Source organism: Huintestinicola sp. (assembly GCF_051882455.1).
Lineage (GTDB): Bacteria > Bacillota > Clostridia > Oscillospirales > Ruminococcaceae > Huintestinicola.
Window position 1 is genome coordinate 1 of record NZ_JBJERV010000054.1, and the last position, 26,540, is coordinate 26,540.

31 protein-coding genes and 1 riboswitch are annotated in these 26,540 nt (G+C 47.9%); of the genes, 13 read left to right on the top strand and 18 right to left on the bottom strand.

The window, feature by feature from the left end; genetic code table 11:
- Both ACI4J0_RS07170 and ACI4J0_RS07175 read right to left on the bottom strand, forming a co-directional pair.
- The coding region (locus tag ACI4J0_RS07170) for a GGGtGRT protein (RefSeq protein WP_439765133.1) at positions 1-343 on the bottom strand (343 nt) is incomplete at its 3' end.
- Between the two features lie 31 nt (positions 344-374).
- Entirely contained in the window at positions 375-1,067 is a 693-nt protein-coding gene (locus ACI4J0_RS07175) for an iron-sulfur cluster assembly scaffold protein (protein ID WP_432650598.1), read from the bottom strand.
- 280 nt (positions 1,068-1,347) lie between these two features.
- Between ACI4J0_RS07175 and ACI4J0_RS07180 the strand changes: the two genes are divergently transcribed.
- Positions 1,348-1,647, top strand: a complete 300-nt coding sequence (locus ACI4J0_RS07180) for a metal-sensing transcriptional repressor (protein ID WP_439765134.1) — start codon at positions 1,348-1,350, stop codon at positions 1,645-1,647.
- A gap of 13 nt (positions 1,648-1,660) precedes the next feature.
- Positions 1,661-4,174: a heavy metal translocating P-type ATPase gene (locus ACI4J0_RS07185; protein WP_439765135.1), complete on the top strand. Its 2,514-nt coding sequence runs from the start codon at positions 1,661-1,663 to the stop codon at positions 4,172-4,174.
- Between the two features lie 262 nt (positions 4,175-4,436).
- On the opposite strand, the gene ACI4J0_RS07190 is transcribed toward ACI4J0_RS07185, so the two are convergent.
- Positions 4,437-4,706, bottom strand: coding sequence for a helix-turn-helix transcriptional regulator (locus ACI4J0_RS07190; RefSeq protein WP_439765136.1), 270 nt, complete (start codon positions 4,704-4,706; stop codon positions 4,437-4,439).
- Positions 4,707-4,862: 156 nt separating this feature from the next.
- Between ACI4J0_RS07190 and ACI4J0_RS07195 the strand changes: the two genes are divergently transcribed.
- From ACI4J0_RS07195 to ACI4J0_RS07240, 10 genes are all read left to right on the top strand, one after another.
- The gene (locus ACI4J0_RS07195) at positions 4,863-5,579 is read left to right on the top strand and encodes a hypothetical protein (protein WP_439765137.1); all 717 of its coding nucleotides are present in this window, start codon (positions 4,863-4,865) and stop codon (positions 5,577-5,579) included.
- Between the two features lie 114 nt (positions 5,580-5,693).
- A complete protein-coding gene (gene aroQ / locus ACI4J0_RS07200; RefSeq protein ID WP_439765138.1) occupies positions 5,694-6,137 on the top strand; it encodes a type II 3-dehydroquinate dehydratase in 444 nt (147 codons plus the stop codon).
- Complete coding sequence (locus tag ACI4J0_RS07205; protein ID WP_439765139.1) at positions 6,134-7,201, top strand: M24 family metallopeptidase; 1,068 nt, start codon at positions 6,134-6,136, stop codon at positions 7,199-7,201. The genes aroQ and ACI4J0_RS07205 overlap by 4 nt, the downstream gene beginning before the upstream one ends.
- Before the next feature lie 111 nt (positions 7,202-7,312).
- A complete protein-coding gene (gene efp / locus ACI4J0_RS07210) occupies positions 7,313-7,870 on the top strand; it encodes an elongation factor P (RefSeq protein ID WP_439765140.1) in 558 nt (185 codons plus the stop codon).
- Between the two features lie 42 nt (positions 7,871-7,912).
- Positions 7,913-8,386, top strand: coding sequence for a CD1247 N-terminal domain-containing protein (locus tag ACI4J0_RS07215; RefSeq protein WP_439765141.1), 474 nt, complete (start codon positions 7,913-7,915; stop codon positions 8,384-8,386).
- A 26-nt stretch (positions 8,387-8,412) separates the two neighbouring features.
- Positions 8,413-8,539, top strand: a riboswitch (FMN riboswitch).
- 110 nt (positions 8,540-8,649) lie between these two features.
- Complete coding sequence (locus tag ACI4J0_RS07220; RefSeq protein WP_439765142.1) at positions 8,650-9,291, top strand: ECF transporter S component; 642 nt, start codon at positions 8,650-8,652, stop codon at positions 9,289-9,291.
- A gap of 152 nt (positions 9,292-9,443) precedes the next feature.
- Positions 9,444-9,881, top strand: a complete 438-nt coding sequence (locus ACI4J0_RS07225; protein WP_439765143.1) for a DUF6465 family protein — start codon at positions 9,444-9,446, stop codon at positions 9,879-9,881.
- A 99-nt stretch (positions 9,882-9,980) separates the two neighbouring features.
- Positions 9,981-10,820 carry a helix-turn-helix domain-containing protein gene (locus tag ACI4J0_RS07230; protein WP_439765144.1) on the top strand — a complete coding sequence of 280 codons (840 nt, stop codon included), beginning with the start codon at positions 9,981-9,983 and terminating at the stop codon, positions 10,818-10,820.
- Positions 10,821-10,910: 90 nt separating this feature from the next.
- Positions 10,911-11,330, top strand: coding sequence for a pyridoxamine 5'-phosphate oxidase family protein (locus tag ACI4J0_RS07235; protein ID WP_439765145.1), 420 nt, complete (start codon positions 10,911-10,913; stop codon positions 11,328-11,330).
- Between the two features lie 24 nt (positions 11,331-11,354).
- The gene (locus ACI4J0_RS07240; protein ID WP_439765146.1) at positions 11,355-11,912 is read left to right on the top strand and encodes a GNAT family N-acetyltransferase; all 558 of its coding nucleotides are present in this window, start codon (positions 11,355-11,357) and stop codon (positions 11,910-11,912) included.
- A gap of 70 nt (positions 11,913-11,982) precedes the next feature.
- Here ACI4J0_RS07240 and ACI4J0_RS07245 read toward each other — a convergent pair whose 3' ends face one another.
- The 12 genes from ACI4J0_RS07245 to ACI4J0_RS07300 all read right to left on the bottom strand — a co-directional run bounded on the left by ACI4J0_RS07245 (position 11,983) and on the right by ACI4J0_RS07300 (position 22,872).
- Positions 11,983-12,669: a V-type ATP synthase subunit D gene (locus ACI4J0_RS07245; protein ID WP_439765147.1), complete on the bottom strand. Its 687-nt coding sequence runs from the start codon at positions 12,667-12,669 to the stop codon at positions 11,983-11,985.
- A gap of 37 nt (positions 12,670-12,706) precedes the next feature.
- A complete protein-coding gene (locus ACI4J0_RS07250; protein WP_439765148.1) occupies positions 12,707-13,132 on the bottom strand; it encodes a DUF4259 domain-containing protein in 426 nt (141 codons plus the stop codon).
- A 41-nt stretch (positions 13,133-13,173) separates the two neighbouring features.
- Positions 13,174-14,571, bottom strand: coding sequence for a V-type ATP synthase subunit B (locus ACI4J0_RS07255; RefSeq protein WP_439765149.1), 1,398 nt, complete (start codon positions 14,569-14,571; stop codon positions 13,174-13,176).
- A complete protein-coding gene (locus tag ACI4J0_RS07260) occupies positions 14,571-16,340 on the bottom strand; it encodes a V-type ATP synthase subunit A (RefSeq protein WP_439765150.1) in 1,770 nt (589 codons plus the stop codon). The genes ACI4J0_RS07255 and ACI4J0_RS07260 overlap by 1 nt, the downstream gene beginning before the upstream one ends.
- Positions 16,337-16,933: a V-type ATP synthase subunit E gene (locus tag ACI4J0_RS07265; RefSeq protein ID WP_439765151.1), complete on the bottom strand. Its 597-nt coding sequence runs from the start codon at positions 16,931-16,933 to the stop codon at positions 16,337-16,339. Before ACI4J0_RS07265 ends, ACI4J0_RS07260 begins: the two co-directional genes overlap by 4 nt.
- An 88-nt stretch (positions 16,934-17,021) precedes the next feature.
- On the bottom strand, positions 17,022-17,330 hold the full coding sequence (locus ACI4J0_RS07270; protein WP_439765152.1) for a V-type ATP synthase subunit F: 309 nt from the start codon (positions 17,328-17,330) through the stop codon (positions 17,022-17,024).
- Positions 17,331-17,346: 16 nt separating this feature from the next.
- Positions 17,347-17,772, bottom strand: coding sequence for an ATP synthase subunit C (locus ACI4J0_RS07275; protein WP_439765153.1), 426 nt, complete (start codon positions 17,770-17,772; stop codon positions 17,347-17,349).
- Positions 17,773-17,793: 21 nt separating this feature from the next.
- A complete protein-coding gene (locus tag ACI4J0_RS07280; RefSeq protein WP_439765154.1) occupies positions 17,794-19,746 on the bottom strand; it encodes a V-type ATP synthase subunit I in 1,953 nt (650 codons plus the stop codon).
- A gap of 45 nt (positions 19,747-19,791) precedes the next feature.
- The gene (locus ACI4J0_RS07285; protein WP_439765155.1) at positions 19,792-20,850 is read right to left on the bottom strand and encodes a V0D/AC39 family V-type ATPase subunit; all 1,059 of its coding nucleotides are present in this window, start codon (positions 20,848-20,850) and stop codon (positions 19,792-19,794) included.
- 40 nt (positions 20,851-20,890) lie between these two features.
- Positions 20,891-21,202 carry a hypothetical protein gene (locus tag ACI4J0_RS07290; RefSeq protein ID WP_439765156.1) on the bottom strand — a complete coding sequence of 104 codons (312 nt, stop codon included), beginning with the start codon at positions 21,200-21,202 and terminating at the stop codon, positions 20,891-20,893.
- A gap of 26 nt (positions 21,203-21,228) precedes the next feature.
- On the bottom strand, positions 21,229-22,584 hold the full coding sequence (locus ACI4J0_RS07295; protein WP_439765157.1) for a PFL family protein: 1,356 nt from the start codon (positions 22,582-22,584) through the stop codon (positions 21,229-21,231).
- 18 nt (positions 22,585-22,602) lie between these two features.
- Positions 22,603-22,872, bottom strand: coding sequence for an ACT domain-containing protein (locus tag ACI4J0_RS07300; protein ID WP_432650572.1), 270 nt, complete (start codon positions 22,870-22,872; stop codon positions 22,603-22,605).
- A 223-nt stretch (positions 22,873-23,095) separates the two neighbouring features.
- On the opposite strand from ACI4J0_RS07300, the gene fliB reads away from it, so the two are divergent.
- Positions 23,096-24,061: a flagellin lysine-N-methylase gene (gene fliB, locus ACI4J0_RS07305; protein WP_439765158.1), complete on the top strand. Its 966-nt coding sequence runs from the start codon at positions 23,096-23,098 to the stop codon at positions 24,059-24,061.
- 46 nt (positions 24,062-24,107) lie between these two features.
- Here fliB and ACI4J0_RS07310 read toward each other — a convergent pair whose 3' ends face one another.
- Genes ACI4J0_RS07310 through ACI4J0_RS07320 form a run of 3 tightly spaced genes read right to left on the bottom strand, consistent with a single transcriptional unit; the run spans position 24,108 to position 26,359 of the window.
- On the bottom strand, positions 24,108-24,320 hold the full coding sequence (locus tag ACI4J0_RS07310; RefSeq protein WP_439765159.1) for a hypothetical protein: 213 nt from the start codon (positions 24,318-24,320) through the stop codon (positions 24,108-24,110).
- A 12-nt stretch (positions 24,321-24,332) separates the two neighbouring features.
- Positions 24,333-25,316 (bottom strand): ATP-binding protein, encoded by a 984-nt coding sequence (locus ACI4J0_RS07315; RefSeq protein WP_439765160.1) that lies wholly within the window; start codon positions 25,314-25,316, stop codon positions 24,333-24,335.
- Positions 25,313-26,359 carry a DnaD domain protein gene (locus ACI4J0_RS07320; RefSeq protein WP_439765161.1) on the bottom strand — a complete coding sequence of 349 codons (1,047 nt, stop codon included), beginning with the start codon at positions 26,357-26,359 and terminating at the stop codon, positions 25,313-25,315. The genes ACI4J0_RS07315 and ACI4J0_RS07320 overlap by 4 nt, the downstream gene beginning before the upstream one ends.
- Between the last annotated feature and the right edge of the window lie 181 nt (positions 26,360-26,540).

Consider the following 26,540-nt stretch of genomic DNA (forward strand, 5'->3'; position numbering starts at 1 on the left):
CCTCCTCGAGGAGCATCTTGCCCAGATTACCGTGACCGAGACCAACCTTTCTCTGGTCAGCAACAGAACCGGGGATACAGAAAGCCTGGAGACCCTCTCCGATAGCAGCAGCAGCGTCAGCAGCTCTTGTGCAGCCCTTCTTGATTGCAATTGCACAGCCTACAGTATAAGCCCACTTTGCATTCTCAAAGCAGATAGGCTGAATGCCTTCTGTAATTTTATAAGGATCAAAGCCCTTAGCCTTGCAGATATCTGCGCACTCTTCAATGGAGTTGATTCCGTACTTACCCAGAACCTCAAGAATCTGCTTTTCTCTTCTTTCGTATGATTCAAATAAAGCCATTATTATAACCTCCTTAATTATATTTCAGTGATTACTGCTTTCTGGGGTCGATGATCTCAACAGCGTCAGCTACACGGCCGTACTGACCCTTAGCCTTCTCAAATGCTGTGTTAGCATCATCTCCGCCCTTGATGAAGTCCATCATCTTACCAAAGTTAACGAACTGGTAGCCGATGATCTCCTTATCAGCGTTGAGAGCAATACCTGTAACATAACCGTCGGTCATTTCAAGGTAACGGGGACCCTTTGCGAGAGTACCGTACATTGTACCAACCTGTGAACGGAGGCCCTTACCGAGGTCCTCAAGTCCTGCACCTACAACAAGACCATCCTCAGAGAATGCAGACTGTGAACGTCCGTAAACGATCTGGAGGAAAAGTTCTCTCATAGCTGTGTTGATAGCATCGCAAACCAGGTCTGTGTTAAGTGCCTCGAGAATAGTTCTGCCGGGGAGGATCTCAGCAGCCATAGCAGCGGAGTGGGTCATACCGGAACATCCGATAGTCTCAACGAGAGCCTCCTGGATAACGCCTTCCTTAACGTTGAGGGTAAGCTTGCAGGTACCCTGCTGAGGAGCACACCAGCCAATGCCATGTGTGAAGCCGGAAATGTCCTTGATTTCCTTAGCCTTTACCCACTTTGCTTCCTCGGGGATCGGAGCAGCACCGTGTGCAACGCCCTGTGCCACGGGGCACATTGTTTCAACCTCATGAGAATAGATCATATTAGTTACAAACTCCTTTCAAATTTTCGCCGATGCAGAAAAAAGACTCCGACATCGCATAAAACAATTATACATTATTTTCTGTCAAAAATCAAGTATCTTTTTTATAAATTAAACAAGTAATGCATATTTGGGCATATTTTGATAATAATGATGTCGGATTTTCCGTTTTATACGTAAATAACAAAGAATAACTGCGAAAAAAAATTGAATTTCTCCTTGACAAATACCCCTCGGGGGTATATAATATAAGCATAAACCACAAAAAAGGACTGATAAAATGGACAAATGCTGCCGCTGCCATGACTCAAAGCAGCGAACCGATGATGAAAAGAAGCGCCTTATCAACAGGCTTAACCGCATTGAGGGACAGATACGGGGCATAAAGGGTATGGTGGAAAGAGATGCCTACTGCCCCGATATCATGGTGCAGGCGTCCGCCGTCACCGCCGCCGTCAACTCATTCAATAAAGAGCTTCTCGGCACACATATCCGTACCTGTGTTGCAGATGATATAAGAGAGGGAAAGGACGAGGTCATTGACGAGCTTCTCGATACCCTCCAAAGGCTGATGAAATGAAAGGATAACAGAATTGAAGCAGTATAATATTACGGGAATGAGCTGCGCCGCCTGCAGCGCACGGGTCGAAAAGGCTGTCTCGTCAGTTAAGGGCGTGACCTCCTGCTCGGTGAGCCTGCTCACAAATTCAATGGGCGTGGAGGGAACGGCTTCACCCGAGGAAATAATTTCGGCAGTTGAAGCGGCAGGCTACGGAGCGTCTCCCAAAGGCGCTGAAAAGAGCCAAAGGAGCGCTGACAAAGCGGCGGAGGAGCTTGAGAACAAGGACTATCCCCTGCTGAAAAAAAGGCTCATCTGGTCTGTGGGATTTCTTCTACTGCTGATGTATGTCTCAATGGGGCATATGATGTGGGGCTGGCGGCTCCCATCTTTTTTCGACGGGAACCACATTGCAATGGGACTTGTCCAGCTCCTTCTCACTGTCATAATAATGGTGATAAACCAAAAATTCTTTATAAGCGGTTTCAAAGCTCTTGCAAATAAGGCTCCGAATATGGACTCCCTCGTGGCATTAGGCTCATCTGCTGCGTTCATATACAGCCTTTACGCCCTTTTCGCTATGACCGGCGCACAGGTCAAGGGCGACAGCGAGGGCGTTATGAGCCTTATGCACGAATTTTACTTTGAATCCGCCGCGATGATACTTACGCTTATCACCGTGGGAAAAATGCTCGAAGCCCGTTCCAAGGGCAAGACCACCGATGCCCTGAAAGGTCTCATACAGCTCGCTCCCAAGACCGCCGCTGTCATAAGGGACGGAGCGGAGGAGATCATTCCCGCGGAGCAAGTGAACAAGGGAGATATATTCGTTGTCCGACCGGGCGAAAGTATTCCTGCGGACGGAACGGTCCTTGAGGGCGAAAGCGCAGTAAACGAGTCTGCTCTCACAGGTGAAAGCATTCCCGTTGATAAAACGGTCGGCGATAAGGTTTCCGCCGCGACCATAAATCAGTCGGGATTTCTAAAATGCGAAGCGGTAAACGTTGGCGAAGATACTGCCCTGTCCCGCATCATACAAATGGTAAGCGATGCAGCTGCTACAAAAGCGCCCATAGCAAAATCAGCCGACAAGGTCTCGGGAATATTCGTCCCCGCAGTCATCGCCATAGCCGCAGTTACGGCAATGATCTGGCTGCTTACGGGACAGACCGTCGGGTTTGCTCTTGCAAGAGGTATCTCGGTGCTTGTAATAAGCTGCCCCTGCGCATTGGGACTTGCGACCCCCGTTGCGGTAATGGTTGGAAACGGAGTAGGTGCCAGAAACGGCATTCTGTTTAAAACAGCCGCCTCTCTCGAAGCCGCAGGCGAGGTGGAAATAGTCGCTCTGGACAAAACGGGAACCATTACCGAGGGAGCACCCAAGGTCACAGACATTATCCCCGCAGACAGTATTTCTGCCGATGAACTTCTGCAAGCCGCCTATTCCGCGGAAACAAAAAGCGAGCACCCCCTTGCCAAAGCTATCGTCCTCGCCGCCGAGGAAAAAGGTCTTACTCCCTTTGAGATTACAGGATTTAAAGCCTATGCGGGAAGCGGCCTCTCCGCACATTACGGTGACAAGGTAATATACGGCGGCAATCTGAAATTTATATGCTCTCATGCAGAAATTTCCGAAGAAATACGGACAAAGGCACAGTCTCTCTCGGAAGAGGGCAAAACTCCCCTGTTCTTCTCGGAAAACGGCAAGCTTATGGGAATGATAGCCGTGGCGGACGTTATCAAGGAGGACAGTCCCCGAGCCGTTTCCGAGCTTCGTAAAATGGGCATCAGAACGGTAATGCTCACAGGCGATAACGAACGCACCGCCAAAGCCGTAGGAAAGCTTGCAGGAGTGGACGAGGTAATAGCGGAGGTACTTCCCGAGGGCAAGGAAAGCGTTATCCGCAGGCTGTCCGCAGAGGGCAGAACGGCAATGGTGGGAGACGGCATAAACGACGCCCCCGCCCTCACCCGTGCAGACGTTGGCATTGCCATCGGTGCAGGTACGGACGTTGCCATAGACGCGGCAGATGTGGTGCTGATGAAAAGCAGACTCACAGACGTTCCTGCGGCAATACGTCTCAGCCGTGCATCTCTCAGGAATATCAGACAAAATCTTTTCTGGGCGTTTATCTATAATGCCATAGGCATACCCCTTGCGGCAGGAGTATTGATACCCCTGTTCAATATCGGGCTTGATCCGATGTTTGCCGCAGCGGCAATGAGCCTTTCAAGCTTCTGCGTTGTAACAAACGCTCTCAGACTGAATTTTATCGACATTCACAATGCCGATAAGGATAAAATGATAAGATCCAAACGCAAAAAGGAGAAAAAAGCTATGACAAAGACAATTAAAATCGAAGGTATGATGTGCGGTCACTGCGAGGCTGCGGTGAAAAAAGCTCTTGAAGCGGTAAGCGGTGTTGCTTCCGCAGAAGCAAGCCACGAAAAGGGAACGGCAGTCGTTACCCTTTCCGCTCCCGTTGATGACGCAGTCCTCAGAAAAGCTGTTGAGGACAAGGATTATACGGTCCTCGGAATTGAATGACCGACCTTCACAAGCCGCCTCCTGCCGTTTATGATAGGGGGCGGTTTTTGTTGACATTTCTTTCCTGTTGTGATACAATAAATTACAAAGAGGATGTCACATTGAGATATCCGGAAATATAGAGAGGGCGTTTCCCTCGAACACAGTAAGGTTTATGAAAACGCCTGCTGTCAAGGTGAAGAACCGGAAGAACCTGAAAATCTGCCTGTTGACGATCATATTATTTTACGGGAGTGACAATTTCGCTGATACCACCGCAGTTTTATATTCTGAAAATATCCTCGTATTCAACGGAAAGAATTTCCTTTATAAGAATTATTTCATCGGGGTAAAGGTGTCTCTGTCCCACCTCGATTTTAGCTACTGCGCTTCTGGTAATGTCACAGCCCCTTATCTGTAAGCGTGAAGCAAGCTGATCCTGTGTTATCTGACGCTGTTCTCTCAGCATTCTTATGTTATTTCCCACCTTTGATTCTATTGCTTTGTTAATTGAAATCACCGCTTTCAAAAAAATTAAAAAGACTATTGACATTATTATAAATTTGATTTATAATATATTTGCACCCGTATAAGTGCAAATGCATTTGAACTGAAAGAAAAAATGGTAATTGTTTTTTCGTAAAAATGCGGTATGACTGAGAAAAACTTGATCGGCATATATATTGCTTGATTTACTTGGAGGATTCATATGAAAAAATTATCGGCAGTTATTCTTATATTATGCTTATGCTTCACAGGGTGCGGTGTGCCGACCTCAGACAATGACTTGTCAGATGTGGAAATCGCCTCGCAGGTCATTTCTGAAACTACAGACAATGAAATGGAAGTGATTTTCGAAGAGCCTGAGGAATCAAGTCTTGCTTCCTCTGCTGTCACGGAAGCGGCGGAGGAAGAAGCCGACGACGGAAAATTACAAGTGCCGTCTGCCGGCTATATGTGCGAGGGAAAGCATTACACGGAGGTGGTTGACTTATTCAGGTCGGCAGGCTTTACAAATGTGACCGCAAGCTCCTATGAAGCAGAATACAGCAAAGAAGACAGCTTTGAAGGCTGCGTAATGCTTGTATCAATAAATGACGATACTGATTTTGAGGAAACCGCAAAATACGACCCCGATGCCGCTGTAAAAATATTCTATGCTGTTTTGCCGGAGGAAACCGAAGCTGTATCCACCTCTTCATCACCTGCCGCCGATTCATCGTATCACTCCGATAAAAGCAGCGACAGAAATTCCGTAACCGTCCCCGATGAAGCGGAGACCGAAGGCGATCTTGTCTGGGTACCCGTTAACGGTGGAACGAAATATCACAGCAGAGCCGGCTGCAGCAATATGAAGGACCCGATACAAGTCTCCCTCGACACTGCCATTGAAAACGGATATACACCCTGCGGAAGATGTCATTAAACCGGCTGCCGCTGCGGACGCTAAACGTTCGCAGCGTTATATTTTTGCCTTGACATTCCCACCATTTGGAATTATAATAAAAATATAAATCATCACCGAAAGGAAATAATAAAAATGAACGTGCTTATAATAAACGGTCCCAATCTCAATCTCTTAGGCGAAAGAGAGCCCGGCACCTACGGCAGCGACAGCTACAAAAGCATATGCGCCGAGATCACCGAAAAGGCTGCGGAGCTGGGCTTTGAAAGCTGCGAATGCTTCCAGTCAAACCACGAAGGCGAGATGATCGACCGTATCCACGCCGCAAGGCTTGACTTCTCGGGAATTGTGCTGAACGCAGGCGCCTACACCCACTACAGCTACGCTATCCGAGACGCCATTGCGGCTGTAAAAATACCCGTTATCGAGGTGCATATGTCCAATATCCACAAGCGCGAGGAATTCCGCCACACCTCCGTCATATCCCCCGTCTGCGCGGGACAGATCGCAGGCTTCGGCAAGGAAAGCTACATCTTAGGACTGTATGCCCTTAAATCAATTCTGGAGAATAAGGTATGAACAGAATAGAAGCACTTCGGCAAAAGCTCCCCGCAGATTCCTGCGCCCTGATAACCTCCGACGTGAACAGACGATATTTCACGGGAATGAAGTCCTCCGCAGGAACGCTTATCGTTTTCAGAAATGCCGCATATCTTATAATTGACTCAAGATACATCGAAAAGGCATGCGATACAGTCACCGACTGCGATGTGATAAAGCAGGAAAGGCTCTACTCTCAGCTTTCAGACCTTATCGCAGGAAATCACACGGAACGTGTCTGGGTGGAAAGCGATACCATGACCCTTTCCGAATTTGAACGGCTTCGTGAAAATATTACGGGAACGGTCACATTCAATAATTCCTCCGACCTGAGCCGTATCATCGGTGAAATGCGAATGATAAAATCCGACAGCGAGATCGCCCTGATGGAAAAGGCTCAGCGCATTGCGGAAAAGGCTCTGGAAAATGCTCTTAATTTTATAAAAGAAGGCGTTACCGAGCGGGAGATAGCCCTCTGCCTTGACGAATATATGCTCCGAAACGGCGCAGAGACTCTCTCCTTTGAGACCATCGCCCTCTGCGGCACCACCACCTCAATGCCCCACGGCGTCCCCTCGGACAGACCGCTTAAAAAGGGCGAATTTATCCTTATGGACTTCGGCGCCGTTGTGGAGGGATACCACAGCGATATGACCAGAACGGTGGCTCTGGGCGATGTGACCGAGGAAATGGAGCAGGCGTATTCCGTCGTCCTTGAAGCCCAGAACAGAGCCATAAACGCCGCCGTCTGCGGCATAACGGGAAAGCGTCTTGACTGCGTTGCAAGAGATTTTATCGCAGCAAACGGCTACGGCGAATATTTCGGTCACGGTCTGGGTCACAGCGTGGGAATGGAGATACACGAGTCCCCCTGCGCCAATACCCGCGACGAAACTGTGCTTCAGGAAAATATGGTCATAACTATCGAACCGGGCGTTTACCTGCCGAAAAAATTCGGCATACGCATAGAGGATTTTGTAGTAATAAAACAAAATTCTTGTTATAATTTGACAAATGCTCCTAAAAATCTTATAAAATTATAAAAAGGTATTGCATTATTTCAGAAAATGTGGTATGATATAAATTAAATAATGATTATTTCGTATCAGAGAGCCATTTGCCGCTCTCAATTCTAAATTTTTTGGAGGTTTAATATGATTTCAGCAGGCGATTTCAGAAACGGAATGACATTCGAGGAGGACGGCAACGTTCTTCAGATCGTTGAATTCCAGCACGTTAAGCCCGGTAAAGGCGCTGCTTTCGTAAGAACCAAGATCAAGAATGTTATCACCGGTTCCGTAATTGAAAAGAGCTACAATCCTTCCGCAAAATTCCCTACCGCTTACGTTGAAAGAAAGGATATGGAGTATACCTACAGCGATGGCGATCTTTACCACTTTATGGATCCCGAGACCTACGAGGATCTTCCCGTAAGCGCAAACGAGCTTGGCGACAGCTTCAAGTTCGTTAAGGAAAATATGGTTTGCAAGGTTTGCTCCTACAAGGGCAAGGTTTTCGCTGTAGAGCCCCCCAACTTTGTTGAGCTTCAGGTAACACAGACCGACCCCGGCTTTGCAGGCAACACCGCAACCAACGCTACCAAGCCTGCTACTCTCGAGACAGGCGCAGAGATCAAGGTTCCCCTCTTCATCAACGAGGGCGATATGATCAGGATCGACACACGTACAGGCGAGTACATGGAAAGAGCGTAAGCATCTGCCGTAAAAACTGTTTATTTAAGGAGGCTGTAACCTATGACACTTACTGAAAAAACCGCTTATCTCAAAGGCCTTATGGAAGGTCTGAACACCGACGACAAGGTTATTGCCGCTATTGCTGATATCCTCAGCGACATGGCTGCCGAGATCGCAGACCTGAAGAATGATGTAGATGAGCTTTCCGAAGTGGTTGACGTTATCGATGAGGATCTGGGAGAGGTGGAAAAGGACCTTTACGAGATCGACGAGGACGATGACGATTGCTGCTGCTGCGATGACGAGGACGACGAGGATTACGATGAGTACTACGACGATGAGGACGATGACGAAGAGCTTTTCGATGACGAGGAGCTTTACGAAGTTACCTGCCCCACCTGCGGAGATACTATCTGTCTCAATGCCGCAATGATCGAGGACGGCTCCATCAACTGCCCCAACTGCAATGAGCTTCTCGAATTTGACCTTGACGATATCGAGGAAGATGACGAGGACGAAGGCTCCGAGGAATAAGGCAATTTTACAACCGAATAAACTGCAATTTGTTTCAGGGCGAGGTGAAATTCCTCACCGGCGGTAAAGTCCGCGAGCCGAGCTTTTTTAAGCTTAGCATGATTCGGTGAAATTCCGAAACCGACGGTATAGTCCGGATGAAAGAAACACAGCGTTTAACTGCGTATTACCTGCTGCCCGTGAAGCACTATGCTTTGCGGGCAGTTGTTATTTTCAGAACAGATTGCTTTTTATTATAAATTTTATTTTATGGAGGAATCTGTATGAAAAACGAACTCTTCAAACCAAACACCGAAACCTCAAAGGTAAGACAGCTCACAGTCACAGCAATGATGGGCGCAATGGCAGCAGTGCTGATGTTCTTTGATTTTCCCGTGCCCATGTTTATGCCGGGATTTATCAAGTTTGACCTATCCGAGCTGCCTGCTCTTATCGCAGCCTTTGCCATCGGTCCCCTTTCAGGCGCAGGCGTGTGCCTTTTAAAAAATCTGCTGAATATTTTATGCCAGGGCTCGGGAACGGGCGGAGTGGGAGAGCTTTCCAATTTTATTCTCGGCTGCGCATTTGTAGTCCCCGCAGGATTTATTTACAAATCCAAAAAGACTAAGACCCGTGCAATAATCGGAGCAACAGTCGGTGCAGCAGTTATGGCGGTTTTCAGCATTTTCTCAAACTACTTTTTCATTTATCCCATTTACACCAAGTTTATGCCCATGGAAGCCATAATCAGCGCATATCAGAAGCTTAACCCAAATGTAGAAACACTTCTTGACGCACTTATCCGGTTCAACCTTCCCTTTACCTTTATTAAAGGAATGTGCAGCACCGTTATAACCGTTGCGATATACAAGTACATCTCCCCTATCCTCAAGCACGGCAGAGCGCAGAAAACTGTCAACAGCTGATAAAAAGGCATTTAAGGCTGTTAAAATATTCAAAAAACACGCAGCAGAAGCCATTATTTTAGTGTAATTGGTAAATTATATCAAACAATATTTGACAAATGCAAAATTAAATGTTATACTAATTATAACATTTAATTTGGAGGTAAACTGTTATGGCAAAAGATAAAAAGACTCAGTCCAAGCCCGCAGTTTCCGCAGAAGCTGCAAAGCCTGTCGAGACCGCTAAAGCTGTTGAAAATGTTAAACCCGCTGAAGAAGTAAAGGCTGCACCTGCTGAAAAGAAGGTTGAAAAGCCTGTTGCAGAAAAGAAAACCGAAAAGCCTGCTGCTGAGAAGAAGGCAGAAAAGCCTGCTTCAGAAAAGAAGGCTGCTCCCAAGAAGGCTGAACCTGTTAAGAAGGATATTTTCCTCATTCAGGGCGCAGGAGAGCATACCGTTACCGATATAACCGAGCTTTGCAAGGCTGATTTCAAGGTTCGTAACGGACGCAAGCATATCAAGAGCATTGACGTTTATGTCAAGGCTGAAAACAACGAGCTCAAAGCATATTATGTTGTTAACGGCAATCCCGAGGGCTTTATCGTACTGTAAGCTTTTATGTAACAAAAATAACATATCCGTCCTGTCACAAGCAGGGCGGATTTCGTTTTATAAAAACTGAAGGTTTTTAGAATTAGCTCCGGAGGTTCTATGAAAGACTTTGATATAATAAACGATCTGATAGGGACTGGTGTTACGGAAAACGACCTTGTATTTGTTGACTGCTATGTCCGTCCCACGCTTGGAATATTCATTCCCACCGCAGGCGAATGCGGATATGCAGCAAAGCCCGGTCATTCCCATCCGTCCTATATGATAGTTATCTCCTTTGAGCATAAGTCGGACAGGCAGACCCATTACCGCGCAGAAATAACCTCTCCCGATGTTCCTCACGATGACAAAACGGGATTTCATTATTATTGCCTGCTGATAGAAAAGAACTATTTTGAAAAGCGGTATCTGATGTATTCCGAAAAGATCCCCGAATTTAACGGACAGCCTTTTGAAATATGCAGCGATATTTTAAAAGCGCTTAACACCTTTGTATTCGAGTACAGCAAATCAATGCCCAATTCGGACATCACCCTTGACGCACAGGCTGAAATAATCACCCACTGGATAATACGCAGTATTATGGGCGAGACCTTTGATATGCGTGCAGTTTCCTCTGATTATTCCGTTGCAAGAGCGCAGCACTATATGGAGCAGCATTACGCGGAAAATATAACCGTATCAAAGCTTGCGGCATTAGGGTATGTTTCAGGCTCCTGCTTAAACCGTAAATTCAAAAAGGAAACAGGTATCACGCCCATCGAATATCTCATTGAGATACGTCTTGAGCGCGCGAAAACAATGCTGAAAAGGAAAAATATTTCCGTTACCGAGGTAGCTCTGCGGTGCGGCTTCGGAAGCAGCGCACATTTCTCCTCATGCTTTCAGAACAGGGTGGGAGTATCCCCCACGGAATATCGTGATAAATATATCGGTTAGCAGTATTTTGAAAAAATCGAGCAGTTTTATAAAAGCATAGGTCTTTCCTTTGGGGTATAATTATATAAAAAAGAAAGAGGGAATGATATTATGACCCCACAGGAAATGTTTAAGCTGATAAACGAAAATCCCGCATTTTATCTTGCCACCGCCGAGGGAAACCAGCCCAGAGTAAGAGGAATGCTGCTTTACAAAGCAGATGAAAAGGGATTTATCTTTCATACTGCCTCAACAAAGGACGTGTATTCACAGATAATGAAAAATCCCAAAGCGGAAATGTGCTTCTCCTGCAAAGGGATACAGATACGTGTAACGGGAGTGCTGGAGCAGGTACATGATGAAAAACTGAGGGCTGAAATATTTGCTCACCCCTCAAGGAAATTCCTGCAGGCGTGGGCAGAAAACGGCATCGACGACCTTTTGCAGATATTTGTAATGAAAAACTGCACCGCCGTTACCTGGACAATGGATACAAATTTCTCCCCCAAGGAGCCTGTACAGCTCTGCTGAATTTAATTTACGGAAGTGATAAAAATGCTCACACATATCGGCACTCAGACGATTGAAACAGACAGACTGATACTCCGCAGATTTGACTTTTCCGATAACGAAGCAATGCTAAAAAACTGGATAGCAGATGAAAAAATACAGTCAATGTACTCCGAGCCCGTATATTCCACAATGGAAGAGGTGGACGGTCTGCTGCAAAAATATATCGGCTCATATGAAAAAAGCGATTATTACCGCTGGGCAGTAATCTTGAAAAACTCGGGCGAATGTATCGGACAAATCGCCTACTTTCTTGTGGACAGCAAAAATCATTTTGCGGAAATAGAATACTGCATAGGCTCCGAATTTCAGCGCAAAGGATATGCAACCGAAGCAGCAAAGGCAGTTATCGCATACGGATTTGACAGAATAAACCTGCACAAGGTACAGATATGCACCAAGACTATCAACAAAGCTTCACAGCGAGTTATAGAAAAGTGCGGCTTTACATATGAAGGGACCCTTCGGGATTATTTTTATATGAACGGGGAATATGTGGGCAGACATTACTATTCAATGCTTAGAGAAGAGTATGAGCACTAAAAAATCAGCGGTAGAATGTGAACTACCGCTGATTTTTTTAGTGTGAAAATATAAAATTGCTGCTCAATTATCAGCTGCCTTTCCTGAATTGCTCCACATCGGGAACGGAAAATCTCTCAGTGGGGATTTTTCTTCCCCGAAGCTTCCGCCGTTCCTTTTGAGCCTTGATGACCTTCTGACGTGAAAACTCTTCTCGTTCCTTTTCTTCAAGGCTGTTCTCAATGAATTTAACGGTGGACTCGTATTTGGGAATAACAATGTTTTTCAGCGCATTTGCACGGGTCTGAGTTTTCTTTATGGCATTTGCAAGGCGGAAAACGCTGTTGTCCACCTCTGCAAGCATTGCGGTCATCTGCTTTACACGGTTGAAGCAGATATATGCCATATCCACGTTACCGTCAGTATTTTCAAAGCCATAGGTAAGCTGGTTATCGGAAACTCCAAGGCTGACCTTTGGCAGCTCGCAGCCCATTACGCTGCGGTAGGTAACGCTTACGCTCTGCTCGATAGGCATACCCTCGGCAACTCTGCTTATAAGTCCCATAGTGATGTTGGCACGCTGGAGAGCCGCATAAGCGTCCTTGTAGGTGTCGGTAATGGAGCCTCTGAGCGCCTTTGCGGCATCGACCATCATCATAAGCTCTCTGATAAGCACATTCCTCTTGCGGTCAAGCAGCTCGTAGCCCACCTTGGCAAGCATAAGGGATTTTTTTACATTAAGAAGATTTCCTTTGGTGGGAAAAACCTGATCTGCCATTTATATGCACCCTTTCTGAGAAATGTCGGAGTGAATGTTATGCACCGAGCCGCTGTCTGATACTGTCAAGCACACGATTCCATTCACTGTAGTGCTCTTCATTTTCTTCTGCAAGCTCTCTCACCTCGGAATTTTCACCCTGAACCAGTCCGACAGCCTGCAAAGCCTTTTCACGAAGATGAGAAACATCGTCTGCAGAAATACTTGAAATCAGCTTTTCCACGCCCTCGTCGGAAGGAGCATCGGTAAGCAGCGACCAATCAACGCCGTTAAGTGCCGCATCAACAATTGCAGCCGCAGCAAGGGCATACTCACATACATCATAATCAAGATAATTGTCACATTCAATTGCTTCGTCAAGAAACCTCTCAAGAGCTTCTACAGGATCTTCGGAATCGTTCAGCTCGTCAAGAGCGTCCCATGAAGTATCCTCACAAAATATCTGATGGCTCCAGCAACCCATATTATTCTCCTATCCGCAGCCCAGGGGCTGCTAATTTAATATTATTCTTCAAATGCAGCCGCCTTGTCGGGGTCATACTTCTGGTCGAGCAGCTTCTCATCAACTCTGTCAAGGGCAGAACGGGGCAGGGTCGAAAGCAGCGCCCAGCCCAGATCAAGTGTCTCATCAATGGAGCGGTTCTCGTCAAAGCCCTGATTAACAAAATGCTTCTCAAAAAGCCGTCCAAAGCGGAGATACGACTTGTCAAGAGGAGAAAGCTCGTCCTCGCCGATTACCGAAGCCAGGGACCTTGCGTCCTGCACCTTTGCATACGCCGCAAAAAGCTGGTTTGCGCAGTCCGAATGGTCCCCTCTTGTGAAGCCCTCGCCGATACCGTCCTTCATCAGACGGGAAAGGCTGGGGAGAACTGCCACAGGGGGATAGATACCGTTCTGGTCAAGGCTTCTGTCCAGAACTATCTGACCCTCGGTAATGTATCCCGTAAGGTCGGGAATGGGGTGTGTGATATCGTCATTGGGCATGGTAAGGATAGGTATCTGAGTAACAGAACCCTCGGAACCTTCCACAATGCCCGCTCTCTCATAAAGTGAAGCCAGGTCGGAATAGAGATAACCCGGGAATCCCTTTCTTGCAGGAATTTCTCCCTTTGAGGAGGAGAACTCACGAAGCGCCTCGGCATAGCTTGTCATATCCGTCAGGATAACGAGGATATGCATATTCTTCTCAAATGCAAGATACTCTGCGGCGGTAAGAGCGCACTTAGGAGTAAGAATTCTCTCAATAATTGGGTCATTGGAAAGATTAAGGAACATTGCCACCTTCTGCAGAACGCCGCTTTCCTCAAAGCTCTTGCGGAAATAGTCGGCAATATCGTTCTTAACGCCCATTGCGGCAAATACCACAGCAAAATTCTGTCCGCTTTCCTCAGCGATCTTTGCCTGACGAACTATCTGCACTGCCAGCTTGTTGTGGGAAAGACCCGAACCCGAGAAAATAGGCAGCTTCTGACCTCTGATAAGAGTTGTGAGCGCGTCAATAGAGGAAATACCCGTATTGATATAGTTTCTCGGATAGGAACGTGAAACGGGATTAAGGGGCTTGCCGTTGATGTCCGCATACTTTTCTGCGTATATCTCTCCCAGCCCGTCAATGGGTCGTCCCGCACCGTTGAAAACTCTGCCCAGAAGTTCTTCTGAAAGGGGCATTTCCATAGGCTTGCCCGTAAATCTTGTACGGGTGTTCTTGAGGGAAAGACCCTTTGTGCCCTCGAAAACCTGGAGTATGGCGCGGCTACCGTCTATCTGCACAACTCTGCCCGTCCTGACGGAGCCGTCGTCCAGACGAATTTCCGCAACCTCGTCATAGGAAACTCCCGCAACGTTGTCAAGAGCGATAAGAGGACCGTTTATCTCTTTAAGTCCGATATACTGAACAGCCATTATCTTCCCTCCTCGGTGCAGGCTCTGACAGCCTTTTTCACAGTCTGCTCTATCTCAACCTCAAGCCTGCGGAAAAGCTCAGGCTTGTCGTTGGGAATGTCATATTTCATTTTGATGACCTTTTCAAAAATACCCGTAGAAATGATACGATTTATGGGAACGCTTTTCTCAACAGCGCTCTTACATTCGTCATAAAGCTTCAGAATAGCCTTCATCATCTTGAACTGCTTGTCAAGAGGCACATAAGTATCGTCCTTGTGATATGCATTCTGCTGCAAAAATCCCACGCGGATAACTCTTGCCGTCTCAATAACAAGCTTCTGATCGTCGGGAAGAACGTCCGCACCGATAAGCTTAACTATCTCCATCAGCTTGTTTTCCTCAATGAGCAGTGAAGAAATGCGCTGACGATAGGGCAGAAAATCCTTGTCAACGTTCTTGTAATAATACTCGCCCAGATCGTCGGTATATTCGGAATAGCTGTTGTTCCAGTTGATGGCAGGATAATGACGAGCATAAGCAAGCGCCTTGTCCAGCGCCCAGAAGCAGCGTACGAAACGCTTTGTATTCTGAGTAACAGGCTCGGAGAAATCGGAGCCCTGAGGAGAAACTGCTCCGATAATGGAAACGCTGCCCTCGGTGCCGTTTAAATTCTCCACATAACCCGCACGCTCATAGAACTCGGAAAGTCTTGAGGGAAGATATGCAGGGAAGCCCTCTTCCGCAGGCATTTCCTCCAGACGTCCGCTTATCTCACGGAGCGCCTCCGCCCATCTTGAGGTGGAGTCCGCCATAATAGCGATGTGGTAGCCCATATCACGGTAATACTCGGCAATGGTGATACCTGTGTAAATAGAAGCCTCACGAGCCGCAACGGGCATATTTGAGGTGTTTGCGATAAGCACGGTCCTGTCGGTAAGGGGGCGATTTGTCTTGGGGTCAATTAGTCCCGAAAACTCCTCGAGTACCTGAGTCATCTCGTTGCCGCGCTCGCCGCAGCCGATATATACGATAATATCGGCGTCGCACCACTTAGCAAGCTGGTGCTGGGTCATGGTCTTGCCCGTGCCGAAGCCTCCGGGAACGGCTGCCGTGCCGCCCTTGGCAATGGGAAGAATGGTGTCTATGACGCGCTGACCCGTAATGAGGGGGCGGTCAACAGGCAGTCTCCTGTCAAAGGGACGGGACTGCTTTATGGGCCATTTCTGGCACATAGTAAGGTCATGCTCGCTGCCGTCGGCAGATTTTATGCGGCAGATAACATCGTTTATGGTGTATTCCCCGTTCTCAGCAGCAAATACCACCTCGCCGCTCATATTCGGGGGTATCATACAGCGGTGCTCGATAAGGGGCGTTTCGGGGCATACAGCAAATATAGCCCCCCCCTGTACCTCGTCGCCCACCGATACCTTGAGAGTAACGCTCCATTTTTTCTCAGTATCAAGGCTGTCGATATTGGAACCCGGGGAAATGTACGCACCCGACAGCTCCTCTATCTTCTTGAGAGGGCGCTCGATACCGTCAAATATATTTGAGATAATGCCGGGACCCAGAACAGCGGAAACAGGCGCACCCGTGCCGATAACAGGCTCACCCGGCTTCATTCCCGTAGTTACCTCGTAAACCTGAATGGTAGTCTCCTCGTCATTCACACCGATGACCTCGCCCATAAGGTGATCTGCACCCACATAGACCATTTCCATCATGGCAAAATCGGAGGCGTCCCGTACCTTAACAACAGGGCCGTTTACAGAAAATACGGTATTCACTGCCGATCACCCTCCTGTGCCGTCATAAGATTACCCGAAGCAAACAGGCTCAGCTGCTCCTTCAGAGCGCAGTCGAAGGTCCTGTCGGTAACAGTGCCCTTAGCGCTGCGGAGAATAAGAAGTCCGCCGTATTTTATGGAATCGTCGGCAGCCACCGTCACCTTGTCCCTTGAAGCGGCGGCAATAGCATCGGAGAGCTCCATATCCTCGGGAGAAAGATATACTCTTGCACCCTCAAGGTCGCCCTCTTCTGCAATGGCGGCGCAGAGCTTTTCCTCGTATTCGGGAGTTTTTCTGTATTCCGCAAGCTTACTGTGTACCTTGTCAAAAAGCTCGGCAGTAAGCTTTTCGCGGCAGAGCAGAATTTCCTTTTTCATCTCCAGCTCCGCCTTTGAGACCATACGGACGCACTTGCCCGAGGTCATTTTAATATTATCGCTGAGACAGCGGTTTCCCGCTTCCTCGGCAGACTCCTTAGCCGCAGAAAGAATATTGTTCCTTTCCTGCTCCGCTTCGGAGAGAATTTCGTTTACCTGCTTATCCGCAGCAGTGCTTACCGCTGTGATAAATCGGTCAAGCTTATCCTTTTCCAAAGTATCATTCCTTTCGGGTATCGAAGCTCAAGATCAAAGTTTAATGCCGGAATTATAGTTTAATTCGGAATTAAAGTTTAATTCGGAATTAAAGTTTAATTCCAATTGCCTCCTGAACATATCGTGAAATGGAGGCGGTAACGTCCACCGTCGCGTGTCTGTCGGGTATTTCCGATATGATGGGCGAGGAACGGGTGAGCTTCAGCTCGTTTACCTTGTCCTCGATGAGGTCAATGAGCTTCTCTGTCATAAGTATAACGGCAATGTCCTTGTTGTCCATAGCTTCAAGAAGTGCCTTTTCGGTCTCCTCCGCCTTGTGGACAACAACTCCCTCGATACCTGCCAGCCTCATTCCCGTAACGGTATCCACATTGTCGCTGAGAAGAAAGAATTTCATTTTATTTTCCTCTGGATCAGACAGCCTGAATGATAAGGAATGCGATAAGGAAGCCGTAGAGCGCAACGCCCTCGCCCAGAGCAACGAAGATCATAGCCTTACCGAAGCAGGAGGGTTCCTCCGCAACAGCGCCGATAGCAGCGGGAGCAGCGTTTGCAACAGCGATACCGCAGCCGATGGAGCCGAGACCAACAGCAAGAGCCGCAGCAAGATAGCCCATACCTGCGCTGCTGATAACGCCCGCAGTCTCCTCGATGACCTCCGCGGAAACAAGGTTTCCAACGGGAAGGATAACAGCCAGGAGCATAACACCGAAGAAGGTGCAGAGATTTCCGATGATAGCGTTTTTGCACTTAGTGCCGTCGGTGAAGTGCTTTATTCTGGAAATAACGGGGAGCGAGAGAAGAACAACAACAGCCAGGGGAAGTAAGAAAATATACATATCGGTATCCTCCAAATTTAATTATTCAATGATTTCATCATAGTTGACGCTTACAGGCTTGAAAGCCTTGCCGCCGCCTGTGTAGTAGCGTGAGAACATCTCGTAGAACTCAAGTCTCAGTACCTGAATACCCACAAGAAGTCCCTCAAGGGCAATAACAAAGAGATTTCCAAGTATCATAACAACGGGTGACATACCGCCCGACATCTCTGCCAGAGCCAGCACCACAGACATCATACCCGCATGGGAAAGAACGAAGCCGCCCACTCTAACAAAGGAAAGGGTGTTAGTGGCATAGCCAAGGAGAAATTCAAAGCACTCGAAGAAGTTAGCCGCGATAAAGTCTCCCGGGCTTTCGTGAATGTGGAAGCCCTTGCCCTTTACAAGCTCACCCAGAGGCTCTCTGAGGAACATTATGATAAGAGGCAGAACGATAAGTCCCAGAACATAAGCAGTGCCGCCAACATTCAGTCCCAGCATACCGCCGAGAAGCAGCATAAGGAGCGAGCAGTAGAAAACAAGTCCCGCAAGACCGTTGTTGGAAAACAGCGCCCTTGTGTAATTTTTCTCTTTAAGACCCATTATCATATTCACGATAACGGAAATTATGATAATGAAAATTCCTATGCCGATAGCCGAATACAGCACGTTATTTATGCTGTGTATCGCCTTAAAGGGCAGGAAACTGATGCCCAGGCTCTCGTACATGGGGTCAAGCAGCTCCTCGTACCCGAAAACGCTGCCGTAAAGCGTTCCGAAGATCATACTTGAAACGCCAAGCCTCTCCATTATCCTGCCCAGAGTCATTTTCTTCCATTTCCACAAAAGAAGTCCCAAAAGGCTGATAACAAGTCCCTGCCCCAGGTCTCCGAACATTATTCCGAAGAGCAGAGTGTAGGTTATGGCAACGAAATTGGTGGGATTGATATCGTTGTAAGCAGGCAGACCGTATAGGTCAACAAACATGGAGAAGGGCTCCGCAAACTTATTGTTTCTGAGCTTGACGGGAGTCTCTATCTCACCGTTTTCCGTACATGGCTTCATCACCAGAGAAACTGATTTAAGGTCCTCAAAATACTTCTTGAACCGCTCCGCATCACGCTCGGGAACAAATCCGACGATATAGAACTTGTCCCTTATCATCATGACCTTTTCACGAAGCTCGAAGGTATCGTGCATAGTTTTCAGCTTGGTGAAGTACTTGTTCAGAGTCTCGCGCTTCTGCTCGATAAAATCCGCAAGCTCCTTTTTACGTTTTTCGACCTCCGCCTTATCGTCCTCAACATTTTTCTCAAGGGACTTGGCAGCGTCATCGGCACTTCCGTGAACGAAATCGGGAAGCCGTATGCGGTCGAAATACAGCGACTCCAGTATGCCGTCTATCTCCTCCGCCTCCGACAAAGGTGCGAAGCAGAAGCCGTAAACATATTCCTTGTCCCTGCCGTAAGCGAGGAAGTAGAAATTCTTGTCCTCGTAATAGGACAGCTTTTCATAGCTGTCGGTGGGAAGCCGTCCGAAGCGCACCTTGATGTGCTTGCAGGCGAATATCTGCTCGATATCAACGCTCAGCGAACCGACTCCCTCGCCGCCGCTCAGATGCAGCACCTGCTCAAGAGCCATAGTATGTGCGTTCAGATTATCCGAAGCCTTTTTGACCTCGGCTTTCATCTTCTGAACACGGTTTCTGACCGACCTGATATCCTCCCTGACCTTTTCAATATCGCTGTCGCGGATATCCGAACAATCAGCCTTTTGGAGCTTGATACCCGTCAGCGTACCTATTTCCGAAAGGAGCTTCAAAGAAGCCGTATAGGGATTTTCCCTTTTGGCATTTGTCTTTGAACCGCTTACATGGACCGCCGCCGCATTTTCCATATGGAAGCAGCCGCAGGAGCTGATGATATCAAGAACAGCGTCAAGGTCTGTGTCAATACCCGCAATATCAGCGAACATCATTTTTTCTATAGATGACATTTTGACAGACGCACCGTCCTTTCTGTCTTATATTAACCGGGTCTCTCAGGTAATGATAAGCTCGGCTATTTCCTTTGTTGGGAGAGAATACCTTATCCCCTCGATTATCCTGATAATGTTCCTTACCTCTATCTCGGCAAGCTGAATAAAGGTGTAGAAGCATTCGGGAGCAGACGTTGAACGCGAAAAAGCACGCTTAGTCTGCAAAAATCTGAACTGCACAAGGGACATCTCGGGATTTCTCATATCAAAGCCCTTTTCGGCTATCTCTCTGCCGTAATAGGTCTTAGAAAACCTCTCAAGGAACTCCTTGTCGTCCTTTGCGCTGTAAAGCTCGTCCATTTTCTTCTCGGGGATACGCATATAAATGGGTATCATACGGGCCTTTATCTCATCGGCGTCAGCGTTGAAATACCGCTTCATACGGTAGCTGTTGATGATATTTATCATATCCGTCTGAGTGCCGATGTAGGTCCTTAGCCGTTTTTCCGTCTCGCCGCCGAATTTTTTCAGCGACTCGATAATACGCTTTGAGTAATAGGTCCGAAGCTTCAGCTCAATGGCAGGATAGTCGATATGACCGCCATCCTCCTCGGGTCTGTGCTCCTTCAGGATATCGTAATAGGGCGTTTTTTCCGTAAGACTGAGCAGTTCCCCATAGCTTCCGACCCTGGCAAGCTCCATCAGGTTGAAGGAGGTGTATTTGTTCATATAAATGGGGAGCGTGGTGATATGGTCGCTTGTCCCCGCGTTAAGATGGAGAATGCAGATAAGTATCTCGTCTATCTCAGTCTTAACGGTGATATAGTTGTAAAACTCGTCTCCGCCTATCTTTTCAAAGCCTATCATGCGGAAATAATTTTCCATAAGGCTTCTGCGCAGGATATTTTCCAGATTTCCTCTGTGGATATTTTCCGTGTCCACCCCTTCCAGCGCGCGGCTGAAATAGGTGTTTCTCTTTAAATATCCCGCAGCGTCGGATACCGATGTGCAGCTCAGCAATGCGTAATAATCCTCCTGCCTGAGCCTTTTGCCGTAAACAGCGTGCATTTTCGCCATAGTGGCGTTAAGGTTTCTTCTGCCCGAGCCTTTCTTCCCGTTCAAAGCATCCGCCCCTCCCCTCCGCAGCGCATTTTATCCCAGGTCATATGGAGATCACCGCTTTGAAGATCTCCTCGCACCATTTGTCGGAATTTTTCTCAAAGCTCTGCTTCATCGCCTCGAGCTTTGCATTTTTCTCCTCCGTAAGCTCGGAAATACGTGCGTTAGCCTTGTCAAGCTCAGCCTTTTCCAGCTTGGCAAGCTCGGCCTTCTTTTCCTCCACGGCCTTTTCCACCATACGCTCTTCCTCAGCCTTGGCCTCCTCGATAATGCGGAGCTTCTCCTTTTCAGCGTCCTCGATACGCTTGGAAGCGCCCCTGTCGATCTCGATTATCGACTTGATAATATCGTCCATATGCCGTCCTCCTGTTCGGGTGAAAATCAGTTTTTAAGGCTGTGAAGAGGTGCAGGTATCTGACCGCCTCTGTTTATGAACTTGGAAGGAGAATAGGTGTTCACCTTCATAACAGGACCCTTTCCGAAAAGTCCGCCCCAGTCAAGGACATCGCCCTCCTTGCAGCCGATCGCAGGGATAACTCTTACAGCAGTGGTCTTGGAGTTGACCATACCGATAGCAGCCTCGTCAGCAATAATTCCCGAGATGACCTCAGCCGTTGTATCTCCGGGGATAACTATCATATCAAGACCCACCGAGCATACAGCAGTCATAGCCTCAAGCTTTTCGATAAGCAGAGAACCGCTTTCAGCCGCAGCTATCATGCCCGCGTCCTCGGAAACGGGGATAAATGCGCCCGAAAGACCGCCGATACGCGAGCAAGCCATAACTCCGCCCTTCTTGACAGCGTCGTTGAGCATAGCAAGGCAGGCAGTAGTACCCGCACAGCCGCACTTCTCCAGACCCATCTCCTCAAGGATATAGGCAACGCTGTCGCCCACCGCAGGAGTGGGAGCAAGGGAAAGGTCAACGATCCCGAAGGGTACGCCCAGCTTTTCGGAGGCTCTCACGCCTACCAGCTGACCAACTCTTGTTATCTTATAAGCAGTCTTTTTGATGATATCCGCAAGCTCGTTGATATCGGCGTCGGGATACTTGGCAAGAGCCGAGCGCACAACTCCGGGACCCGAAACGCCCACGTTGATAATGCAGTCAGGCTCGCCCACGCCGTGGAATGCGCCCGCCATAAAGGGATTGTCCTCCACAGCATTGCAGAACACCACAAGCTTTGCCGCACCAAAGCACCGGTTGTCAACAGTAGCCTCCGCCGACTCTCTTACTATCTGACCCATAAGCTTCACAGCATCCATATTGATGCCCGTCTTGGTGGAGCCGATGTTAACGGAGGAGCAGACGCAGGTTGTGGAAGCAAGCGCTTCGGGGATAGAGCGGATAAGTCTCTCATCGCCTGCGGAGAAGCCCTTCGGAACAAGAGCGGAATATCCGCCGATAAGGTTGACTCCGCACTCCTTCGCGGCTCTTTCCATAGTAAGAGCGAACTTAACGGGGCTTGCATTGCAGGCAGCGGAAACGATGGCGATAGGCGTAACGGAAATTCTCTTGTTGATAATGGGGATACCATATTCCTTTTCGATCTCCTCGCCTGTTTTAACAAGCTTTCCCGCACAGCGGGTGATCTTCTCATAAACCTTTTCGCAGGCTCTGTCAATATCGCTGTCAATGCAGTCCATAAGGGAAATACCCATAGTAATAGTTCTGATATCAAGACACTCGTCCTGTATCATTCGTATAGTTTCAAGAATATCGTAAACGTTCAGCATAAGTAAATTCTCCTCGGGTCATATTCTGTGCATGGTGTTGAAAATATCCTCGTGCATGGTGTGAATTTTAAGACCGAGGCTGTCTCCGAGAGCGGTGAGCTTATCCTGCAAAGCAACAAAATCGTTGCTGATGTTGGTGATATCCACCAGCATTATCATAGCGAACATATCCTGAAGAACGCTCTGAGTCACCTCGATAACATTAGCGTTGTTCTCAGCGCAGATAGTGCTTACCTTTGCGAGAATGCCCACAGCGTCCTTTCCGATAACGGTGATTACAGCTTTCATAGTAAAAATCCTCCAATAAAAAATCATTTACTCTCAATTATAACACATTTATGTTAAGAAATAAACACTTATTCAAATACATTTCCTATATTACCACTATTTGGACAAAAAATCAAGAGCTTTCAGGTTATTTTTTGTATCAAAATACTCGTTAATTTTTTATTGACAGGAGTATTGTTTGATGATACAATTACATTTATGAAAAAAGAAAGGAAGCCCGCAAATGGACATATACGTTCCCGACTATTACGAAAATTTCCGCTGTATAGGCGGAACCTGCCATGACAGCTGCTGTATCGGCTGGGAGATAGACATAGACAAAGCATCTCTCGAGAAATATATGAAGTTCCCCGGTGCTTTGGGAGACGAGCTGAGAGCGAATATCACCCGCTCCGAGGACGGCTCGGACTGCTTTGCCCTGGGAGAGAATGACCGCTGTCCCTTCCTTAATGAAAACAACCTTTGCAGGCTAATTATCGCAGGGGGCGAGGAAATGCTCTGCGAGATATGCTCCCTCCACCCCCGTTTCAGGGAATGGTTCGGGGACAGGTGCGAAATGGGCATAGGGCTTTGCTGCGAGGAAGCGGCAAGGATAATCATCGGCTATGATAAGCCCTTCGGACTGCACAAAATTGGTTCCGAGGAAGGCGGCGAAGCCCTCTCCCCCGCCGAAAAGCGCCTGCTTGAGATAAGAGCGGAGCTGTTTAAGGCAATAAACGAAGCCGAAAGCTATGCCGGAATGACCGAAGCCCTCCTGCGCATATCCGCGCAAGCCGAAAGTGAGCTTACGGGCAATTCCCCCGCACGAATAACCTTCCCCCGCGACAGCGCATACGCCGAAAAAGCCGTCTCCCTCATAACCTCTCTCGAACCCATAAACGCAGGCTGGGAACACCTCTGCCAAAAGCTTTCCCCCATAAATATCATACCCGAAAATAAAGCGCTTGCGGGATATAAAGATCTCCTGTCCTACTATATTTTCAGATATTTTATGAGATCCGCCTCGGACGGAGAAATATTCTTAAAAACCGCCCTGGGAGTATTTTCCGCCGAAGCCGTGTCCCTCATTATGAGCATATCCGGACAAAGCCTTGCAGACAGCGCCTGTCTCTGGTCAAAGGAAACGGAATACAGCCTTGAAAATCTTGAGCTGATATATGATTTCCTCTATGAACTCTATTATACGTGACCAAACGGCTTCGGAGCATTTTCCGAAGCCGTTTGCTGTTCAAAAATCATTCTTCCTCATCGTCCGCATTATTATAGTGGTCTGCACTGTTGTAGCTGCCGATGACAGTGTTCTTTCTGGGGCTGAAAAGGGCGCCGATAACGATGCCCAGCAGCGTGCAGGCAGCAATTGCCAGCACCAGCTCACGCTTTTTAAGGGTAACATTCACGTCAAGTGACTTGAGAAAACGCTGTAATTTTAATTTGATAACTGTCAGCATAATAAAAACTCCTTATCCGTTTATTCTTTTGAGCTGCCTTACATCCCGTCCCGCAAATGGGAGCAGTGTGCAGCAGCAGAAAATTCTCGAGATTATCCTCTCGTTATATGCAGAAGCAAGCTCCTCTTTTGATAAATTGGTGCTTATTATCATAGGCTTGCCTGTGTTTATGCGGGTGTTTATGATGTTGTAAAGGGTGGACTCGTAAAATGGGGTGTGATGCTCCGAGCCAAGGTCGTCAAAAATGAGCAGGTCGCAGGCGCAAACGCTTTCAAGCGTGTCGCTGCCCTCCTCGGCTCTTCCGAAATGCTCCTTTTCAATGCTTCGGAGGATGTTTATGACCGACCCGTAAATAACGTTATAGCCCTTGTTTATGACCTCCTTTGCAATGGACATGGAAAGATGTGTCTTTCCGACACCCGTCTTTCCGAGCATTAAAAGGCTGTCCGCCCCTTCGGAAAATAACCTTGCATATTCTATGCAGTAGCTGAGATTTGCAGACATACGACTGTAGCAGTCTATGCCGTCAATAACGATACCCCTGTAATAATCAAGGCTGAAATGGGCAAAATCCGCGTCGGGAAGGTTTGCGGAGCGGTTCAGTTCCTCGGAAGCTATCCTGCTTATGAGCCGCCTCATGCAATCGCACATTCCCCTGTCGGTAAAGCCCGTGTCATTGCATTCCTTACAGCGGTAATGCACCTCGAGATAATCCTCGGGATAACCGTTTGCCTTCAGTAGCTCGGCTATCATATGCGCCCCGTCGAGATTATTTTTCCGAAGCCTTTCAAAATTCTCCTTGTAGTTTCCCTTCCGACCGATTATGAGCCGCGAAAGCTCCGTGGCGGTCTGGGCGAGCATACGGCGTATCTCTTCTATCTCGGGAATTTTCCCATAAATTTCCCTCTGACGGTCGGCAGCTTCGTTCTCGGCTCTCAGCTTCCGCCTTTCCATCTCGCTGTTGGCTTTCTGACGAATTTCCGAACGGGTCATCATCTCGCCTCCTCGTTAATTTTTTTCACCGTGGGAGTGCTTTTAAGAGCGTGCTCGAAAAGCAGGTCAAGGTCATATGAGGGAGCGGCGGAAGGCTTTGCCTCGGCAGCTGCCGGCTTTTTCTCCGTCTTTCTCACAGGCTTTGTCCGCTCGTCAAATGCCGCCGCGTCCTCCGCATTTGTAATCCCGTTTTCGTGCCACTTGCGGAGTATCTTGTCCATATAATTGAAGGACACCTTGCCGATGCTGTCCACCGTCTTGTCATATGCAAGCTCCACCATATCAACGGTAACGTCCATATTCGCCCAGTCACCTATGTACTTTTTCTGAGAAGCGGTAAGCTTGCTCTGGAGCTTGAGCCTTGACTGCACCTTTCCCTCAAAGGAGAAAGCCTTCTGCAAAGCAAGCATCTCATTTTCCGCCTGCTCATGGGTAGTGATGTTTTTCTCGTGCCAGTCAAGCGCCACCTTCTCGATCTTGCCCATATTTCCCCTGCCCACAGAGCAGCAGCAGGCAATAAGCATAATGATGATATCCGCTGACATACCCAGGTGGTCGTAAAACCACAGAATAGTCCGCTGATCGTCAAAGGTAAGCACCCTTCCGAGGCTCTGCTCAGCGCTTTTGAAGAGGAAATCTATCTCCTCCGAAGCCGCTATCCTCTCGGCAATTTCCGTAGGCAGCAGCGCCTTTCTCGGCTTGATGACAGGCTTTTCGGCAGCAGCGGCAGAGGCAGGCTCGGGCGGCTGTGCAATGATCCTGACAGACTCCGCAGCCTTTGATACCTCGCCAACGGGCTTCTGCGCCGAAGAAACGGCATCATCAGCCTTTTTAAGCACCCCCAGCTGTTCCCAGTAGGAAAGAGCGTCCTCCACGTCCTCGGCGCTGACGCCTATATCCTCGGGCACTTCGGGCTGACGGCGGTATTTCATAAAATATATAAGCACCTTGACCGCTTTTCCCGAAGCGAGCTTCAGACCCTCGGCAGCAGCGTCGGGCACAGCGAAAACTCCCTCGGAGCAGTCCCAGTTGATTTTGTAATCCATTCGTTCTCCCTTTTTTCTGTAAAGTATTCATCATAATATTATATCATATAAATCTCAAAAAAACTATATTCATTTTGCATAGTTTTCCTCCCCATATTTCTGCAAGAAAAACAGTGCAGGAAAATATATAAATCGTTACAGATGAATTTTGTACATTTTTACCGTTTTTTGGGGGATAACA

Excerpts from the sequence above, each read along its gene's own strand:
- ACI4J0_RS07275 (WP_439765153.1), bottom strand. The coding sequence starts at position 17,772 with ATGTATATTTTCTTACTTCCCCTGGCTGTTGTTGTTCTTCTCTCGCTC.
- ACI4J0_RS07290 (WP_439765156.1), bottom strand. The coding sequence starts at position 21,202 with ATGGACGATATTATCAAGTCGATAATCGAGATCGACAGGGGCGCTTCC.
- ACI4J0_RS07320 (WP_439765161.1), bottom strand. The coding sequence starts at position 26,359 with ATGGATTACAAAATCAACTGGGACTGCTCCGAGGGAGTTTTCGCTGTG.
- efp (WP_439765140.1), top strand. The coding sequence starts at position 7,313 with ATGATTTCAGCAGGCGATTTCAGAAACGGAATGACATTCGAGGAGGAC.
- ACI4J0_RS07190 (WP_439765136.1), bottom strand. The coding sequence starts at position 4,706 with ATGTCAATAGTCTTTTTAATTTTTTTGAAAGCGGTGATTTCAATTAAC.
- ACI4J0_RS07315 (WP_439765160.1), bottom strand. The coding sequence starts at position 25,316 with ATGATGACCCGTTCGGAAATTCGTCAGAAAGCCAACAGCGAGATGGAA.
- fliB (WP_439765158.1), top strand. The coding sequence starts at position 23,096 with ATGGACATATACGTTCCCGACTATTACGAAAATTTCCGCTGTATAGGC.
- ACI4J0_RS07180 (WP_439765134.1), top strand. The coding sequence starts at position 1,348 with ATGGACAAATGCTGCCGCTGCCATGACTCAAAGCAGCGAACCGATGAT.
- ACI4J0_RS07220 (WP_439765142.1), top strand. The coding sequence starts at position 8,650 with ATGAAAAACGAACTCTTCAAACCAAACACCGAAACCTCAAAGGTAAGA.
- ACI4J0_RS07245 (WP_439765147.1), bottom strand. The coding sequence starts at position 12,669 with ATGGCAGATCAGGTTTTTCCCACCAAAGGAAATCTTCTTAATGTAAAA.
- ACI4J0_RS07225 (WP_439765143.1), top strand. The coding sequence starts at position 9,444 with ATGGCAAAAGATAAAAAGACTCAGTCCAAGCCCGCAGTTTCCGCAGAA.
- ACI4J0_RS07280 (WP_439765154.1), bottom strand. The coding sequence starts at position 19,746 with ATGTCATCTATAGAAAAAATGATGTTCGCTGATATTGCGGGTATTGAC.
- ACI4J0_RS07300 (WP_432650572.1), bottom strand. The coding sequence starts at position 22,872 with ATGAAAGCTGTAATCACCGTTATCGGAAAGGACGCTGTGGGCATTCTC.
- ACI4J0_RS07270 (WP_439765152.1), bottom strand. The coding sequence starts at position 17,330 with ATGAAATTCTTTCTTCTCAGCGACAATGTGGATACCGTTACGGGAATG.
- ACI4J0_RS07240 (WP_439765146.1), top strand. The coding sequence starts at position 11,355 with ATGCTCACACATATCGGCACTCAGACGATTGAAACAGACAGACTGATA.
- ACI4J0_RS07205 (WP_439765139.1), top strand. The coding sequence starts at position 6,134 with ATGAACAGAATAGAAGCACTTCGGCAAAAGCTCCCCGCAGATTCCTGC.
- ACI4J0_RS07175 (WP_432650598.1), bottom strand. The coding sequence starts at position 1,067 with ATGATCTATTCTCATGAGGTTGAAACAATGTGCCCCGTGGCACAGGGC.
- ACI4J0_RS07230 (WP_439765144.1), top strand. The coding sequence starts at position 9,981 with ATGAAAGACTTTGATATAATAAACGATCTGATAGGGACTGGTGTTACG.
- ACI4J0_RS07250 (WP_439765148.1), bottom strand. The coding sequence starts at position 13,132 with ATGGGTTGCTGGAGCCATCAGATATTTTGTGAGGATACTTCATGGGAC.
- ACI4J0_RS07195 (WP_439765137.1), top strand. The coding sequence starts at position 4,863 with ATGAAAAAATTATCGGCAGTTATTCTTATATTATGCTTATGCTTCACA.
- ACI4J0_RS07310 (WP_439765159.1), bottom strand. The coding sequence starts at position 24,320 with ATGCTGACAGTTATCAAATTAAAATTACAGCGTTTTCTCAAGTCACTT.
- aroQ (WP_439765138.1), top strand. The coding sequence starts at position 5,694 with ATGAACGTGCTTATAATAAACGGTCCCAATCTCAATCTCTTAGGCGAA.
- ACI4J0_RS07255 (WP_439765149.1), bottom strand. The coding sequence starts at position 14,571 with ATGGCTGTTCAGTATATCGGACTTAAAGAGATAAACGGTCCTCTTATC.
- ACI4J0_RS07235 (WP_439765145.1), top strand. The coding sequence starts at position 10,911 with ATGACCCCACAGGAAATGTTTAAGCTGATAAACGAAAATCCCGCATTT.
- ACI4J0_RS07295 (WP_439765157.1), bottom strand. The coding sequence starts at position 22,584 with ATGCTGAACGTTTACGATATTCTTGAAACTATACGAATGATACAGGAC.
- ACI4J0_RS07215 (WP_439765141.1), top strand. The coding sequence starts at position 7,913 with ATGACACTTACTGAAAAAACCGCTTATCTCAAAGGCCTTATGGAAGGT.